Source organism: Nocardia sp. NPDC050408 (assembly GCF_044458905.1).
In the GTDB taxonomy this organism is placed as follows: Bacteria; Actinomycetota; Actinomycetes; order Mycobacteriales; family Mycobacteriaceae; genus Nocardia.
This window is the reverse complement of record NZ_JBITIL010000010.1, coordinates 166642-179652: the sequence shown is the minus strand read 5'-3', so window position 1 is coordinate 179652 and position 13011 is coordinate 166642. Positions and strand designations below refer to the sequence as shown.

The following is a 13011-nucleotide window of genomic DNA, read 5'->3' as shown; positions in this document are numbered from 1 at the left end:
CACCATGAGATTGCCGCCACAAGCACCACCGGTCCCGCGGCCGGATCTCGTGCAGCCGCACCGCACGGTCGATGTCGTGCACGGCACAGCGCAGCAGCTGATTTCCATCCGCATCCAGCTCATGCACGGCGCCAACTTCAGCGACCCGCAGTATTGGGCGTGGCCGTCGTACTCGCGAGCACAACAGTCCAGTCACGGAGGATGCGGTGCCTGACCTGGCCGACATAGCGGGAATTCCGCAGTTGTGGGCGTTGACCACGGGCGATCCGCGCGTGCGGGTCGCCTTGGTCGACGGCGGACCGATCGAGTTGTCGCACCCGTGTTTCGACGGCGCCGCCATCGTCGAGGTAGCCGATTCTTGGCACGACCGCGGCGACGACTCCACCGAAGAAGGCCGGGCAGGGGCGGAACACGGCACCTGGGTCGCAAGCGTGCTGGTCGGCCAACACGCAAGCCCCGCACCTGGTTTGGCGCCGCAATGTACCTGCATCATCGTCCCCGCGCTCTCCGATGAAGCCCACGCCGTCGATCCGGTCAACGCTGCGAGAGCGATCGAGGCCGCCGTTGGTGCGGGCGCGAACATCATCGTCCTGGAACTATGTCTGCCCAGTCGTTCCGGTGATGTCGACGGTTTGCTGCGCGCCGCAGTGGAACACGCCGAACAGCACGGCGTGCTGGTCATCGCCGCTGTGGGAAACGACAGTGGAAACCACAGCTGCTCTCTGGCGAGTCTGCCTACCGTCCTCGCGGTCGGAGCCCACGACGACGACGGAAAGGTCTACGGTTTCACCAACTGGGGGCCGCAGTACCTGCCGAACGCCATCATTGCCCCGGGCGGCAACATGCCCGGTGCCAGCATCGATGACGACAGCGGCGTCAAGCGACACAAGGGCACCAGCTGCTCCGCGCCGATAGTCGCCGGAGTAGCCGCGTTACTGGCCAGTCTGCAACTGGCCCGCGACGATCGAATCGACCCGCTCGCAATCCGTCAGGCGTTGCTGGATTCGGCGCTGCCGTGTGCGGATGCCGACACGGACGACCAACCGGCCCGCTGCCTGGCCGGCAAACTGAACGTGCCCGGTGCGACGCGGATCGTGCACGACTCCGCAGGATCGGGTGCAGTGGTTTCGGCCGTGGCGTCACGCACGCCGGGGCCGGTGTATGCGCTGGGCACGCTGGGCTACGACTTCGGCACCGAAGCCCGCCGGGATACGTTCAAGCAGCTCATGGCGCCGGTGCGGCTCGACGGTGTCGCCGTTCCCGCCGACCCGTACGACTCTCGACAGATGGTCGACCATCTCGCCGCATATCCCACCGAGGCCCGCTCACTGATCTGGACCGTGAATCTCGAACTCACACCGATCTACGCCGTCGAGCCCACCGGGCCATTCGCCGCTGAGGTCTATCAGACGCTGACCCGGCTGATGGCGGGAGAAGTCCTCGCCGAGAACGATACCGACCACATCGAACGCATCTCCGTCCCCGGCAGGCTCACCGACCGCACAGTACGGCTGTTCTCCGGACAGGCGATTCCGGTGCTCGAGATCGAACAGACTCGGGGTATGTACGGCTGGAAGATCAACACTCTTCTCGATGCCGCCGTCGGCATCGTGGCCACGCGGAGAAACAACGTCACCGAGAACGAAGTCCATCGCAATCTACGTGAATTTCTTACTCGGGTGTATTACGATCTGCGCAATCTCGGCACTGCCTCACGCGACCGCGCATTGAATTTCGCCGCCACCAATGTTTTCCAATCTGTCCACACTATCGCCGATGCACTCGCCGCCGAGATGTCACTGGACGCCATCGGTGTAGAGAAGAGCCCGTTCTGCCGGATGAACAGCGACTGCTGGGATGTCCGACTACGATTCTTCGACCCGGAAAACGGCCTACGCGCACGAAAAGTATTCCGGTTCACTATCGACGTGTCCGACACTCTTCCCGTCACCGTGGGAGACGTGCGCGCCTGGCCCGAACCGAAACCACCACGCATCAGCCCCTCCTCGACGACCGGATCGTAGCCGACCGCGGCCACCTCTGAAATACGGTTCAGCAGCCTCGGTTCGACACAACGAACCGAGGCTGCACCGTCAGCAGGCGTCGACAACAGACGAATCTGGTTGCAGCACAAGCCCATTTACGTAGCCGGCTGATTGCTCACCAACGGTGGGAATCCGATGACGCCGGTTACATGACGTTTCATGACATTGTCGAAGCGAAAAATTCACGGCCTCCGAAGGGGGCCAACCGTCGATGAGGGTTGCATATGGGTTTGCGCATGTCGGTATTGCGAGAACGGCTGGGGTACCGGCGGATAGCGTCTGTCGCCGCGGCCGTGACGCTCGCGGTCGCACCGCTGATCGTCGTTGCTCCGCAGGCGAATGCGGAAGCCGTCGTCGAGCGAATCGAGCGCAGCTCCCCGCAACAGTGGCAGATGTACGTCCGCTCCCCCGCGATGAAGCGGACCATTCACCTGGACGTGCTGGTGCCCGCGAACCAGTCGGCATCCCGGCCGACTTTGCTGCTGCTGGACGGAAACGGTGCGTCGGAATCTCAGCCGGCGAGCACCTGGACGCTGCGCGGCGGCGCCAAGGAGTTCTTCGCCGACAAACCGGTAAATGTGGTGATGCCGGTAGGCGGCGGCGGAACCTACTACACCGACTGGTTGCAGGACGATCCCAAAATCGGACACCAGAAGTGGGAGACCTTCCTTACCTCGGAACTGCCGCCGCTGATCGACCGTGAACTGAAAGGCAACGGGGTCTACGCCGTCGGCGGACTTTCGATGGGAGCGGGAGCGGCGGCCATTCTCGCCGTGCGCCACCCCGACATGTTCCGAGCCCTGGCAGCCTTCAGCGGTTGCTACTCCACCGACGGTGTCGGCCAGCTCTCGGTGCGCCCCGTGGTCGAATCGAAGGGCGGCAACCCGGACAACATGTGGGGTTCCGCGGGCAACCCGGAGTGGGCGGCGCACGATCCGAGCAAACACCTCGACACGCTGCGCGGCAAACCGGTCCACCTGTACATGGGCACCGGCGTGCCCGGCCCCGACGATGCCCCGTTCGACGATCGCTGGTCGTGGCCCAACGACCCGCTCCGGGCGAACGAGATCGAACAGGTATCGCACGACTGCACCCTCGCTCTCACGCCCGCCATGAAACTCTTCGGCGCCGACCTCTCCATCGACTACGCCGCCGTCGGCGTCCACTCATGGCCGTATTGGAAGACCGCCCTGCCCAAAGCCTGGCCGTCCCTGAAGGCAGGCCTCGGCGTATAAGGGCCAGCGCCCGCCGCGCGCCCCAGCGGTGCACTGTCGGCGATGCTTATCTGCACTAGGCCTATACGGCCAATCCGAAGACCAGACTGAACAAGTCCGGACTTCTCTCGTGGGTTACCAATGCCGTGGTCCTTGGACCACCGCGGGTTGCGGGCTCGCGGAGATCGACATCGACGCTGAGGGGGCCCGTCTCGGCCCGACCGGCCACCGGCTGATTCGGGTCCGAGACATCCTCTTCTGACCACGCAACCTACGTCTGCTGTCTCCTGAGGTACTCCGGGTCGAGGGTTACTACATCCCAGGAGGTGGCGGTCGGTCCTGGGCCGCATTCCACGATTTGCGGTGCATCAGTGCCGGAGATCAACATCCAGCGGGGTAGCTCAGCATGGTCTGAGCGTGCCAATCGAGTCGAGGTAGGTGGTGGTGGCGACAATCGCGATGGCGAGGCCGAGTACGAAGGCCAATTCTCGATCACGGTGGTTGGTGCGGTGGTCCATGGCTTCCTCCCGTGGCGGTAGCTGTAGTCGGTGCGGTATCCGGATACGGCGGGGCCGGCGCGCGGTGTTGCTGGCACGCCGGGCCCCACGATGAACTGTCCCGGTCAGGGCAGGTTCTGGGTGAAGAAGTTGGTCAGCTTGTCGAAGGGGATGAGTTCGGTGCGGTCGTAGAGGTCGACGTGGCCGGCGCCGGGCACGATCACCAGTTCTTTGCGGTCACCGGCGAGGCGGTAGGCCTCTTCGCTGAATTCGCGGGAGTGGGCGTTCTCGCCGGTGATGAACAGCATCGGCCGCGGAGAGATGGTCTCGATGTCGTTGAACGGGTAGAAGTTCATGAACTTCGCGTTGCTCGACAGCGTCGGATGGGTCGTGGTGTCCGGGCTGGCGCCCTCGGGAGTCACGGCTCCGCGCTGGGTGCGGTAGAAGTCGTAGAACTCGCGCTCGATAGGGGTCGATTCGGCCGTCAGCTCGTGAACGGTGCCGCTGGTGTATTCGGTGGGGCCACCGGTGAATTCGACATCACGCTGTGCGGCGGCTCGAGCGAGGATCGCCTGACGCTGCTCGGGAGTGACGGAATGGTTGAGCCCGTTGCGGTTGGCTGCGCCCATGTCGTACATGCTGACGGTCGCCACAGCTTTGATGCGGGGGTCGATCTTGGCGGCGGAGATGACGAAGCTGCCGCTGCCGCAGATTCCCAGAGCACCGATGCGTTCGGGATCGACAGTGTCTTGGGTGCGCAGGTAGTCGACACCGGCGGAGAAGGTTTCGGTGTAGAGGTCAGGGGCGACGGCGTTGCGGGGTTCACCGCCGCTGCCGCCCCAGAACGCCAGGTCCAGGGCGAGGGTGACGAAGCCTTGTTCGGCCATCTTGGTGGCGTAGAGGTTGGCGCTCTGCTCCTTGACCGCGCCCATCGGATGCCCGACCACCATCGCCGCGGCCCGGGTGCTGGGGGCGAGGTTCTTGGGGACGAACAAATTGCCGGTGACGTCCATCTGGTACTGGTTCTTGAACGTCACCGGCTGCATGGTGACCTGGTCGCTGGTGTAGAAGTTGTCCGCGCCGCGCGACAGGTCACCGGGGGCCAGGCCCGCGATCGGTGTCACAGGCGTGGCGGATGTTGTGGCCGAGTTGGCGCCGGAGCAGGCCGAGGCGGCCAGAACTGCGAGGGTGGCGATACCGGCGCCGGCGATGCGGGTCCAGCGGCGCGGATGTCGTCGCACGGTCGTGATGGTGGTCATGGTGGTACTCCTGGTGCAGGTTTCTTCGGTGGTCAGACAGTGAGCAGGGTTTTGATCGCGCGGCGTTCGTCCATCGCCTTGTAACCCTCCGCGACGTTGTCCAGAGGGAGAGTGAGGTCGAAGACCTTGCCGGGGTCGATCGTTCGATTCCAGATACGGTCGATGAGGTCGGGCAGGAACCGGCGCACGGGGGCGGGGCCGCCAAGAAGGTGGACTTCGGCGAAGAACAGCTGGTCGGCGGGCAGGGTGACGCCGTCGTGGGCGACACCGACGTAGCCGACGTGTCCACCGGAGCGCGCGGAGTTGATGGCCTGCATCATCGATTCCTGGCTCCCGACGGCCTCGATGACACTGTGGGCGCCGAGACCGTTGGTGAGATCCTTGATCGCGGCCACACCTTCGTCGCCGCGGGTTTCGACGATGTCGGTGGCGCCGAACTCGCGGGCCAGAGCCTGACGATCGGCGTGACGCGACATGGCGATGATCCGTTCGGCGCCGAGTTGTTTGGCAGCCAGGACACCCATCAGCCCGACTGCGCCGTCGCCTACCACGGCCACGGTCTTTCCGGGTCCGGCCGCGGCGGCGTCGGCGGCGAACCAGCCGGTGCCCAGCACGTCGGACGCGGCCAGCAGCGACGGGATCAGGTCGGGTTCGGGCATGGCGGGGGTGGCGACGAGGGTGCCGTCGGCGTAGGGGATGCGCGCGAGTTCGGACTGGGTGCCGATGGTGCCGGCGACGAATGAGCCGTGCACGCAGCGGGATTGGAATCCGGCACGGCAGATCTCGCAGGTGTTGTCGGAGATCACAAAGGAGCCGACGACGAAGTCACCGACGTTCAGGGTGTGCACGTCGGAACCGATTTCTTCGACGACACCGACGTATTCGTGCCCCATGAGGGTGTGATCGACCGGTTCGACACCGCGGTAGGGCCACAGGTCCGAGCCGCAGATGCAGGTGGCGGTGAGCCGGATGATCGCGTCGGTGGGTTCGACGATCTTGGGGTCTTCGCGGTCGACGACGCGAACATCGCCGGGGGCGTACATGACAACTCCACGCATGGGGTGTGTCCTCTCGATTCAGGGTGGTTCAGCGGGCGGTGTAGCCGCCGTCGACGGGCAGTGCGACGCCGACGACGTACATCTGGGTGACCATCGGGGTTTCGATGGCTCCCGGGCAGATGGCGTTGACATGCCGCGTGGCACGAGGGATGCCCTTTCTGTTCGGTGCTCAGGCGGCGGTGATGGTGAGGGTGGTGCCGGCGTTGGCGGCGGTGATCGCGTCGAGACCGCCCTCGATCTCGCCGATCATCACGATCCCGGGGGCGGGGATGCGGAAACCGTCTTCGCGGTAGTAGATGGCCAGGTCGTGGCTGGGCGCCCAGTAACCCAGTTGCCCGGCGCGGTAACCGGATTGGCCCTGCCCGTCGGCGAGTTCACGCGGCAGCGTCCCGGCCTTCTCCCGGCCGCCGAGATCGTGAATGGTGAGGGTGACCGGTAGCAGCGAGGCGAAATCGCGGGCGGTGGGGTTGTCGTAGAGCCGCGCGGTGGCTTCGCTGGTGTCGATACGCAGTCGGATCTGCATGAACGTTTCCTCCTGACCTGGCGGTGTCGTCGCCGGTTGCCAGGCACGCGCGGGGAGGGCCGGGGTAGTTGTTTCCGGGGCGTCGGAGCAGGCCGTGATCACCGCCGTGGCCGCTATCGCGCTCACGGCGATCAGGGTGCACAGGTAGCTCCTGTCGGTTGCGGTGCGGCGCATGCTCAGCTCACTCCGATCAGAACCCGCTGGGGCTGCCGGCCGGGTCGCGTCGGCGTGTTGTCGCTGCGCGGACCAGTTCGGTTGGCGGCGAGGAAAGCGATCGGGATCAGCGCGGTCGCGGTGATCGCCGCGCCCAGCACCGCCGGCCCGGTCACGCCGAGGGCGGTGGACAGGGTGGTCGCAGCCAGTGCCGAACCGGCGGCGGTGCCGAGGTTGAACGCCGCGGTCGCCAGGGAGGACGCCAGCCGGGAGCCGTGCCCGGCGAACCGCATAGTCTGCGCGATCAGCACCGGGTTCGCCCCCAAACCCGACGCACCCAGCGCGACGACCAGGGCGACGACGATCGTCGAGTGGTTCGCCGTCGCAGCGAGGACGAGCAGCAGTAGCGAGGTGGCGGCGATCGCGGTGGTGATGGTGCCCAGCGGCCACCGGTCACCGAGCCGACCGCCCAGCGCAGTACCGGCCAGCGCACCGATACCGAATCCGACCAGCACCAGCGGGACCAGCGCCGTGGCAATACCGGCGCGGTCGGTCAGCAGCGGGCTGATGAAGCTGTAGGCGCCGAGGAACCCGGCCTGGGCCAGGGTGATCGCCGCCAGCACCGCCCACACCCGCCACGGACGTACCGCGGCGACCTCGGCCCGCACCGACACCTCGTCCGTGACGCGGTGGGAGGTCGTGGGGGCAAAGCGCAGCACGGCGACGATGGCAGGGACAGCCAGTGCGGCGAGGATCCAGAACGGGCCACGCCATCCAGTGAGCTGCCCGGCGAAGGTGCCCAACGGAACGCCGGCGACCACCGCCAGGCTCAACCCGCCCGACATCACCGCCAGCGCCAGCGCGCTCGCCCCCGGTCCCGCGGCCGCCGCGGCGACAACCGCGCCGGTCGCCCAGAACGTGCCGGTCGCCAGCGCCGTCACCACCCGGGAGACGGTGACGACGGTGAACGAGTCGCTGACCGCGGCCACCACGTGCCCGGCCGCGAACACCGCCAACGCACCGACCAGTGTGGCCCGGGCGGGCAGCCGCAGGGTGGCCAGCGCCATGACCGGCGGGCCGATGATCATGCCGACCGCGAACGCGGTAACCAGCAGGCCGGCCCGGGCGATGTCGACCCCGAGATCGGCGGCCACGTCGGGCAACAGGCCGGCGATCATGAACTCGGTCGTGCCCATCAGGAAGATCCCGGCGGCCAGCACGTACACCAGCACAGGCAAACGGGTGCTCGGGCGGTCGATGGTCGGCGTGCTCATCTCACCTCGTCGATGTCGAAGAATTGCGGGACTCGGAGCTGTCGGCTCCGCAATCCATGCAACGCGGCGCAGCGCGGTTGTGGGAGGTGTAGATCAGAGGGGTGCTGGCAACACCCCTCTCACAGCACCTGGCAAACACGCAGGCCACGGGCCTAGCCTCGATCACATGGAGTCGAGCAGCCGCGCCGCCGAGATCGGCCAGTTCCTGGCCTCACGCCGCGCCAAGATCACCCCCGACAAGGTCGGGCTGCCGGTCTACGACGCCGCCAAGCGCCGCGTCCCGGGCCTGCGCCGCCAGGAAGTCGCCACCCTGGCCGGGCTGTCGGTGGACTACTACACCCAGATCGAACGCGGCAAGGTCAACAGCGTCTCCGAGTCGGTGCTCGACGCCATCGCCCGCGCGCTGGAACTCGACGACGCCGAACGCTCCCACCTGTTCGATCTGCACCGCAACGCCCTGATCAGCCCGCAACGACGCCCGCGCCGCGCCGCGAAGACCGTCCGTCCGGGCGTGCAGAACCTGCTCGACACCTACAGTGGGCCCGCCTTCGTCCGCAACGCCCGCCACGACCTGGTCGCGGGCAACCAACTCGGCTACGCCTTCTACAGCCCCCTTTACCCCGACCCCCTGCACCCGGACGTCTCCAAGCCGGTGAACTTCGTGCGGTTCTGCTTCCTGGACCCACGCGCCCACGACTTCTACCCCGACTGGGACCACATGGCCGACGGTGCGGTCAACCTGCTACGCACCGACGCCGGCCGCGACCCCTATGACCGCGGCATCTCCGACCTGGTCGGCGAACTGTCCACCCGCAGCGAGGAATTCCGGGTCCGATGGGCCAAACACAATGTGCGCCTGCACTACACCGGCACCAAATCCTTCCATCACCCCGTCGTCGGCGACATCAGCATCGGCTACGAAACCATGCCGCTGCCCGCCGACCCCGGGCTGGTCGTCAACTTCTACACCGTGCAACCGGCCACCCCGTCGGCTGATGCGATGACCCTGCTCGGTACCTGGGCTGCCACCAACATTCACCCGCCCGCGCCCGCCGATCAACCCGCCACCACGGCCGGCGAATAGCTCGTCACCCCAGCGTTTTGAGAGCAAGAGAATGACCACGATGGCGATATGCCGGTCACGGAGGGGTTTCCACGGCGGTGACCGATCCGATTCGAGGCACAGACGCCGGGCGATGCGCGGTCAGCGGCGCGCGGTCAGCGGCGCGCGGCGTCGCTTCTCGGCCGACCGCGCACCTTTTGCGCGCAACGCCGGGACTGGTCGGAGGTGCGCGGCTGACTGATAGCGAGCGGTGGCGGGGAATACGGTGCGTGTGGTTTGGGTTACACACCGTAGCCGTGGTGTCTGCGCGGCGGAATCCAGTGCGACGGTGGGAGATTCGATGAGCGTACGAGCGGTATGGAACGGCACGGTGTTGGCCGAGAGCGACGACACCGTAGTGGTCGAGGGCAATCATTACTTTCCGGCGGGAACACTGAAGACGGAGTACTTCCGGGACAGCGATACGCATACCGTGTGCGGATGGAAGGGGCTCGCGTCCTATTACACGGTCGAGGTCGAAGGCGCGAAGAATCCGGATGCCGCGTGGTACTACCCGGATCCGAAGCCGGAGGCCGAGCAGGTGCGCGATCGGGTCGCGTTCTGGAAGGGCGTCGACATCGTCGAGGTGTAGTCCGCTCGGGGCGTCGGCGCGCAGAGGTGGCGGGTACCGGGTAAGAACGATGGCATGCGACATCCGGCCAGTCCGATCCTCAATGCGCTGACCTTCATGCCCGATCGGCAGATCGTGCAGACGCCGTCGGTCCTCGAGATGGACTACACCGAATTGTCCATCCGCACGACGGACGGCGAGATACTGCAGGGGTGGTGGTTGCCCGCCTCCCGCTCGATCGGGCACGTCCTGTTCGCGCACGGCAATGCGGGCAATATCGGCGACCGGGTGCCGATCTATGCGCTGCTCACCCAAATCGGTTTGGACGTACTGACTTTCGACTACCGCGGCTACGGCCGAAGCACCGGGCGCCCCACCGAGTACGGCACCTACCTCGATGCCCACGCGGCGCGGGAGGTGCTGCTGAAACAGCCTGGCGTCGATCCGGATCGAGTGCTCTATCTCGGGAAATCGCTCGGCGGCGGGGTGCTGCTCGAACTGGCGACCGAGCATCCGCCCACAGGACTGATTCTGATGTCCACTTTCACCGGTCTGCGTGACGCGGCCCGCTCGGTATATCCATTCCTGCCCAGCCCGTTCGTCCCGGACGCCTATCCGAGTCTGCGCCGCATCCGCAAGCTGCGCGCACCTATCTTGATCATGCACGGCGACCAGGACGAACTGCTGCCGCTGCGGCACGCCCAGCGGCTGTACGCGGCCGCACCCGAACCGAAGCGATTGGTGGTCTTTCCCGGCGGCGGTCACAACGATCTGATCATCTCGGCCAGGGTCAGTTGGCCGGATCTGATCCGCACTTGGGCGAGTGATCTGCTCAACCCGTGACGGCGCTCGTGCGTAGCCTGGCGATATGAGCGATTTGGGTGAGATCACCGCACGCCTCGCGGCACTGTCCGATGACGAACTCTTGGCAGTGCTCGGTACCGCCACCGCGGGGCGGCCTCGGCTCTCGTGGGTGCACACCGCGGTCGCGGAAGCCTCGGGCCTCGGTCATGCGGGCTCCGATGCGGGTGTGAGTCCCACCACGGTCACGCCGCAACCGCATGATCAAGAGTCGGGCGTCGGCGCATCCGAGCAGGTCGGAGGCTTTTCTCCGGTACCGGCAGTACCGGTACCGCCGACCGGTATCCCGTCCGGGTCCGAGGTGGGCGGATATTCGTCCGGCGGCGTACCTACTTTCGAGTCAGTTCGCGATAAGGTCGAGCAGCGTTTCGGTACCGCGCAGGGGATGGGCGAACTCGACCGGCAGACTCCTGCGGGCCGCAGCGCCGACGAACAATGGGAGACGCGCGAGAAAGCGGCGCGTGAGCGTCTGGCTCAGATACGGAAATCGTTGCACGGCAATGATGTCGAATGAACGATCCGTAAGCTGACCGAGCGCGACGGACTACGAATGTGATGGTGATATTCGATGAGCGAGCCGCGTGAGATCGCCGAACGGCTACTCGATGCCCAAGTGGAATTCCTGCTGGCCGAGGTGAGCGGCGAGCGCTTCACCGAGGTCGTCGCTCGTGACGTGGAATCGGTGATCGAGGTGGCCGACACCCTCATCTTCCGCGATATCGTCGGCATCGACCAGGCCAAGGAGACGGTTCGCACCGTCATCGACCTGATCGGCGGCAGTCCGGTCATCGCGGATATGGTCGGGGTATTCGCCGACTCGATCTACGACAATATCGCCGCCAACAACGACTACACCCTCGGGCAGGTCGTCGACCGCGAACCGGTCGAGGCACTGCTGGAGAAGATCTTCGGTATGCACCAGGCACAGGAGCGCATCCTGGAGCGGCTCACCGAGAGCCCGCTGGTCGCCACCGTCGCCTCGAAGTTCGTGGATAAGCTGATCTCCGATTTCATGGAGGCGAACAGGCAGATCGCGGGCAAGATTCCGGGTGTCTCCTCGCTGATCTCCATGGGACAGTCGGCGGCCAAGACCGCCAAGAAGGCCACCGAAAGCACCTTCATCGGCGATATGGCGGGCAAGGGCGCGGTATTCGCGCTCAAGCGCACCAACAATGCCATTCGGGAGATGTTGCGCGACGCTCCGGTACACGATGCCGCGATGGAGTTCTGGGATCTGCACGCCGATGAGCCGGTGAGCGGTCTGCGGGACTACCTGACCCAGAAGGATCTGAACGAACTGGTGCTGCTCTGCTACGAGATCGCGGTCACCACCAGGGAGAAGGAGTATTTCGGGCTGCTCGTCGACGAGTGCGTGGATGTCTTCTTCACCAAATACGGCGATTACACGCTGGCCGCGATGCTGCCGGAACTCGGTCTGTCCGGCGACGATATCGCCAAGGAGATCCTGCGCTACGGCCCCGCCGTTATCGAGGGCGCGAAGCGAAATGGCGTGCTGGGCAAGCTGATTCGGGAACGACTCGAGCCGTTCTACACCTCGGACGTGGTGCTCGGAATCCTGGGTGAGGCCACCAGCTGATCCGGCGGGCCCACGCCCGGCACGACCGGGCGTGGGCACTCAACGGGCGAGGTGATCGCCGTTGCGGACCTCTTCGACTGTGCGGCTGATCATTTCGCGCAGTGTCGAGGTGATGCGCTGGCGATCGGTCGGCTTCACGATGACGGTGCGACTGCCGAAACTTACATAGCGCCCATCATTTTCGAAATCTGTGATCTGGAAGTCCTTGCGGCCCTTGGTATGCCGATTGTCCACACTGCCGAGCGGGTAGACGCCGACATGCACGGTGGCAGTGGTCGGCCGACGGAAGAACTTGTCGAACTCCTCGCGAATCGTCGGACGCCACGCGTCGCGCACCACGGGCGGTGGCTTCTCCAATTCCTCGACCGGCACCTGCATCGGTTTGCCTTGTCCCGGACGGGTTTCCGGCAATACATCGACCACGGCGGGGGCCAGGTCATCGGCCGATAGGAACAGCAGGTCCACATCTCCGCCGTGCTCGTGATCGGGCCCCGGCTCCTGGATCGCCAATGCGGCGTGCTGAAAATGCACGCCACCGTGTGCGCGAATCTTCCACTCGTTACGCGGACCGTGGAACCCCGCCACCTCCACGCGCGCCTCCGGTGCCAGCAGCACCTCGACGGACCGCACCAGATCGTCGTCCAACTGTGGGACCACCACCTCGGCCGCGGCCCGACGCAACCGATTCGAATCTTCCTGGAAGACCTCGGTGGAGCGATGTCGCAGCGGATACGGGAGCACATCCCGTCCGGTCGACTCCCAGAGCACTCGGAATTCGAGCGCGGTGAAACGCCACCGCCGCGCGGTTGTCATGCGGTCTTCCTGTCTTTCCGGCGATCACAGCTCCGCCTCCCTGG

General features: G+C 65.8%; 13 protein-coding genes. 8 read left to right on the top strand and 5 right to left on the bottom strand.

The window, feature by feature from the left end:
* Positions 1–4: 4 nt before the first annotated feature.
* The 3 genes from ACIBJI_RS26835 to ACIBJI_RS26825 all read left to right on the top strand — a co-directional run bounded on the left by ACIBJI_RS26835 (position 5) and on the right by ACIBJI_RS26825 (position 3280).
* Positions 5–214 (top strand): cyanobactin biosynthesis system PatB/AcyB/McaB family protein, encoded by a 210-nt coding sequence (locus ACIBJI_RS26835; protein WP_364352287.1) that lies wholly within the window; start codon positions 5–7, stop codon positions 212–214.
* The gene (locus ACIBJI_RS26830) at positions 207–2024 is read left to right on the top strand and encodes a PatA/PatG family cyanobactin maturation protease (protein WP_364352290.1); all 1818 of its coding nucleotides are present in this window, start codon (positions 207–209) and stop codon (positions 2022–2024) included. The genes ACIBJI_RS26835 and ACIBJI_RS26830 overlap by 8 nt, the downstream gene beginning before the upstream one ends.
* Before the next feature lie 245 nt (positions 2025–2269).
* Entirely contained in the window at positions 2270–3280 is a 1011-nt protein-coding gene (locus tag ACIBJI_RS26825) for an alpha/beta hydrolase (protein WP_397086407.1), read from the top strand.
* A 601-nt stretch (positions 3281–3881) separates the two neighbouring features.
* Here ACIBJI_RS26825 and ACIBJI_RS26820 read toward each other — a convergent pair.
* The 4 genes from ACIBJI_RS26820 to ACIBJI_RS26805 form a co-directional block, all read right to left on the bottom strand.
* Entirely contained in the window at positions 3882–5015 is a 1134-nt protein-coding gene (locus ACIBJI_RS26820; RefSeq protein ID WP_364352296.1) for an alpha/beta hydrolase, read from the bottom strand.
* Between the two features lie 32 nt (positions 5016–5047).
* Positions 5048–6073, bottom strand: coding sequence for a zinc-dependent alcohol dehydrogenase family protein (locus tag ACIBJI_RS26815; RefSeq protein ID WP_364352299.1), 1026 nt, complete (start codon positions 6071–6073; stop codon positions 5048–5050).
* Positions 6074–6242: 169 nt separating this feature from the next.
* Positions 6243–6770 carry a cyclophilin-like fold protein gene (locus tag ACIBJI_RS26810; RefSeq protein WP_396959946.1) on the bottom strand — a complete coding sequence of 176 codons (528 nt, stop codon included), beginning with the start codon at positions 6768–6770 and terminating at the stop codon, positions 6243–6245.
* A gap of 2 nt (positions 6771–6772) precedes the next feature.
* Entirely contained in the window at positions 6773–8023 is a 1251-nt protein-coding gene (locus ACIBJI_RS26805) for an MFS transporter (RefSeq protein ID WP_397086405.1), read from the bottom strand.
* A gap of 166 nt (positions 8024–8189) precedes the next feature.
* Here ACIBJI_RS26805 and ACIBJI_RS26800 point away from each other — a divergent pair, with 166 nt between their 5' ends.
* The 5 genes from ACIBJI_RS26800 to ACIBJI_RS26780 all read left to right on the top strand — a co-directional run bounded on the left by ACIBJI_RS26800 (position 8190) and on the right by ACIBJI_RS26780 (position 12154).
* Complete coding sequence (locus ACIBJI_RS26800; protein ID WP_397086403.1) at positions 8190–9107, top strand: helix-turn-helix transcriptional regulator; 918 nt, start codon at positions 8190–8192, stop codon at positions 9105–9107.
* A gap of 319 nt (positions 9108–9426) precedes the next feature.
* Positions 9427–9717 carry a DUF427 domain-containing protein gene (locus ACIBJI_RS26795; RefSeq protein ID WP_329406503.1) on the top strand — a complete coding sequence of 97 codons (291 nt, stop codon included), beginning with the start codon at positions 9427–9429 and terminating at the stop codon, positions 9715–9717.
* A 54-nt stretch (positions 9718–9771) separates the two neighbouring features.
* A complete protein-coding gene (locus ACIBJI_RS26790) occupies positions 9772–10539 on the top strand; it encodes an alpha/beta hydrolase (protein ID WP_397086401.1) in 768 nt (255 codons plus the stop codon).
* Positions 10540–10564: 25 nt separating this feature from the next.
* On the top strand, positions 10565–11071 hold the full coding sequence (locus ACIBJI_RS26785; RefSeq protein WP_397086399.1) for a hypothetical protein: 507 nt from the start codon (positions 10565–10567) through the stop codon (positions 11069–11071).
* A 54-nt stretch (positions 11072–11125) separates the two neighbouring features.
* Entirely contained in the window at positions 11126–12154 is a 1029-nt protein-coding gene (locus ACIBJI_RS26780) for a hypothetical protein (RefSeq protein ID WP_364352318.1), read from the top strand.
* Positions 12155–12193: 39 nt separating this feature from the next.
* Here the strand turns inward: ACIBJI_RS26780 and ACIBJI_RS26775 are convergent, their stop codons facing one another.
* A complete protein-coding gene (locus ACIBJI_RS26775; protein ID WP_364352321.1) occupies positions 12194–12967 on the bottom strand; it encodes an ESX secretion-associated protein EspG in 774 nt (257 codons plus the stop codon).
* Positions 12968–13011: the final 44 nt, after the last annotated feature.

Bases quoted from the DNA above. Each gene is read 5' to 3' on its own strand.
- ACIBJI_RS26800 (WP_397086403.1), top strand. From the start codon at position 8,190: ATGGAGTCGAGCAGCCGCGCCGCCGAGATCGGCCAGTTCCTGGCCTCA.
- ACIBJI_RS26790 (WP_397086401.1), top strand. From the start codon at position 9,772: ATGCGACATCCGGCCAGTCCGATCCTCAATGCGCTGACCTTCATGCCC.
- ACIBJI_RS26795 (WP_329406503.1), top strand. From the start codon at position 9,427: ATGAGCGTACGAGCGGTATGGAACGGCACGGTGTTGGCCGAGAGCGAC.
- ACIBJI_RS26820 (WP_364352296.1), bottom strand. From the start codon at position 5,015: ATGACCACCATCACGACCGTGCGACGACATCCGCGCCGCTGGACCCGC.
- ACIBJI_RS26835 (WP_364352287.1), top strand. From the start codon at position 5: ATGAGATTGCCGCCACAAGCACCACCGGTCCCGCGGCCGGATCTCGTG.
- ACIBJI_RS26805 (WP_397086405.1), bottom strand. From the start codon at position 8,023: ATGAGCACGCCGACCATCGACCGCCCGAGCACCCGTTTGCCTGTGCTG.
- ACIBJI_RS26785 (WP_397086399.1), top strand. From the start codon at position 10,565: ATGAGCGATTTGGGTGAGATCACCGCACGCCTCGCGGCACTGTCCGAT.
- ACIBJI_RS26780 (WP_364352318.1), top strand. From the start codon at position 11,126: ATGAGCGAGCCGCGTGAGATCGCCGAACGGCTACTCGATGCCCAAGTG.
- ACIBJI_RS26825 (WP_397086407.1), top strand. From the start codon at position 2,270: ATGGGTTTGCGCATGTCGGTATTGCGAGAACGGCTGGGGTACCGGCGG.
- ACIBJI_RS26815 (WP_364352299.1), bottom strand. From the start codon at position 6,073: ATGCGTGGAGTTGTCATGTACGCCCCCGGCGATGTTCGCGTCGTCGAC.
- ACIBJI_RS26810 (WP_396959946.1), bottom strand. From the start codon at position 6,770: ATGCGCCGCACCGCAACCGACAGGAGCTACCTGTGCACCCTGATCGCC.
- ACIBJI_RS26775 (WP_364352321.1), bottom strand. From the start codon at position 12,967: ATGACAACCGCGCGGCGGTGGCGTTTCACCGCGCTCGAATTCCGAGTG.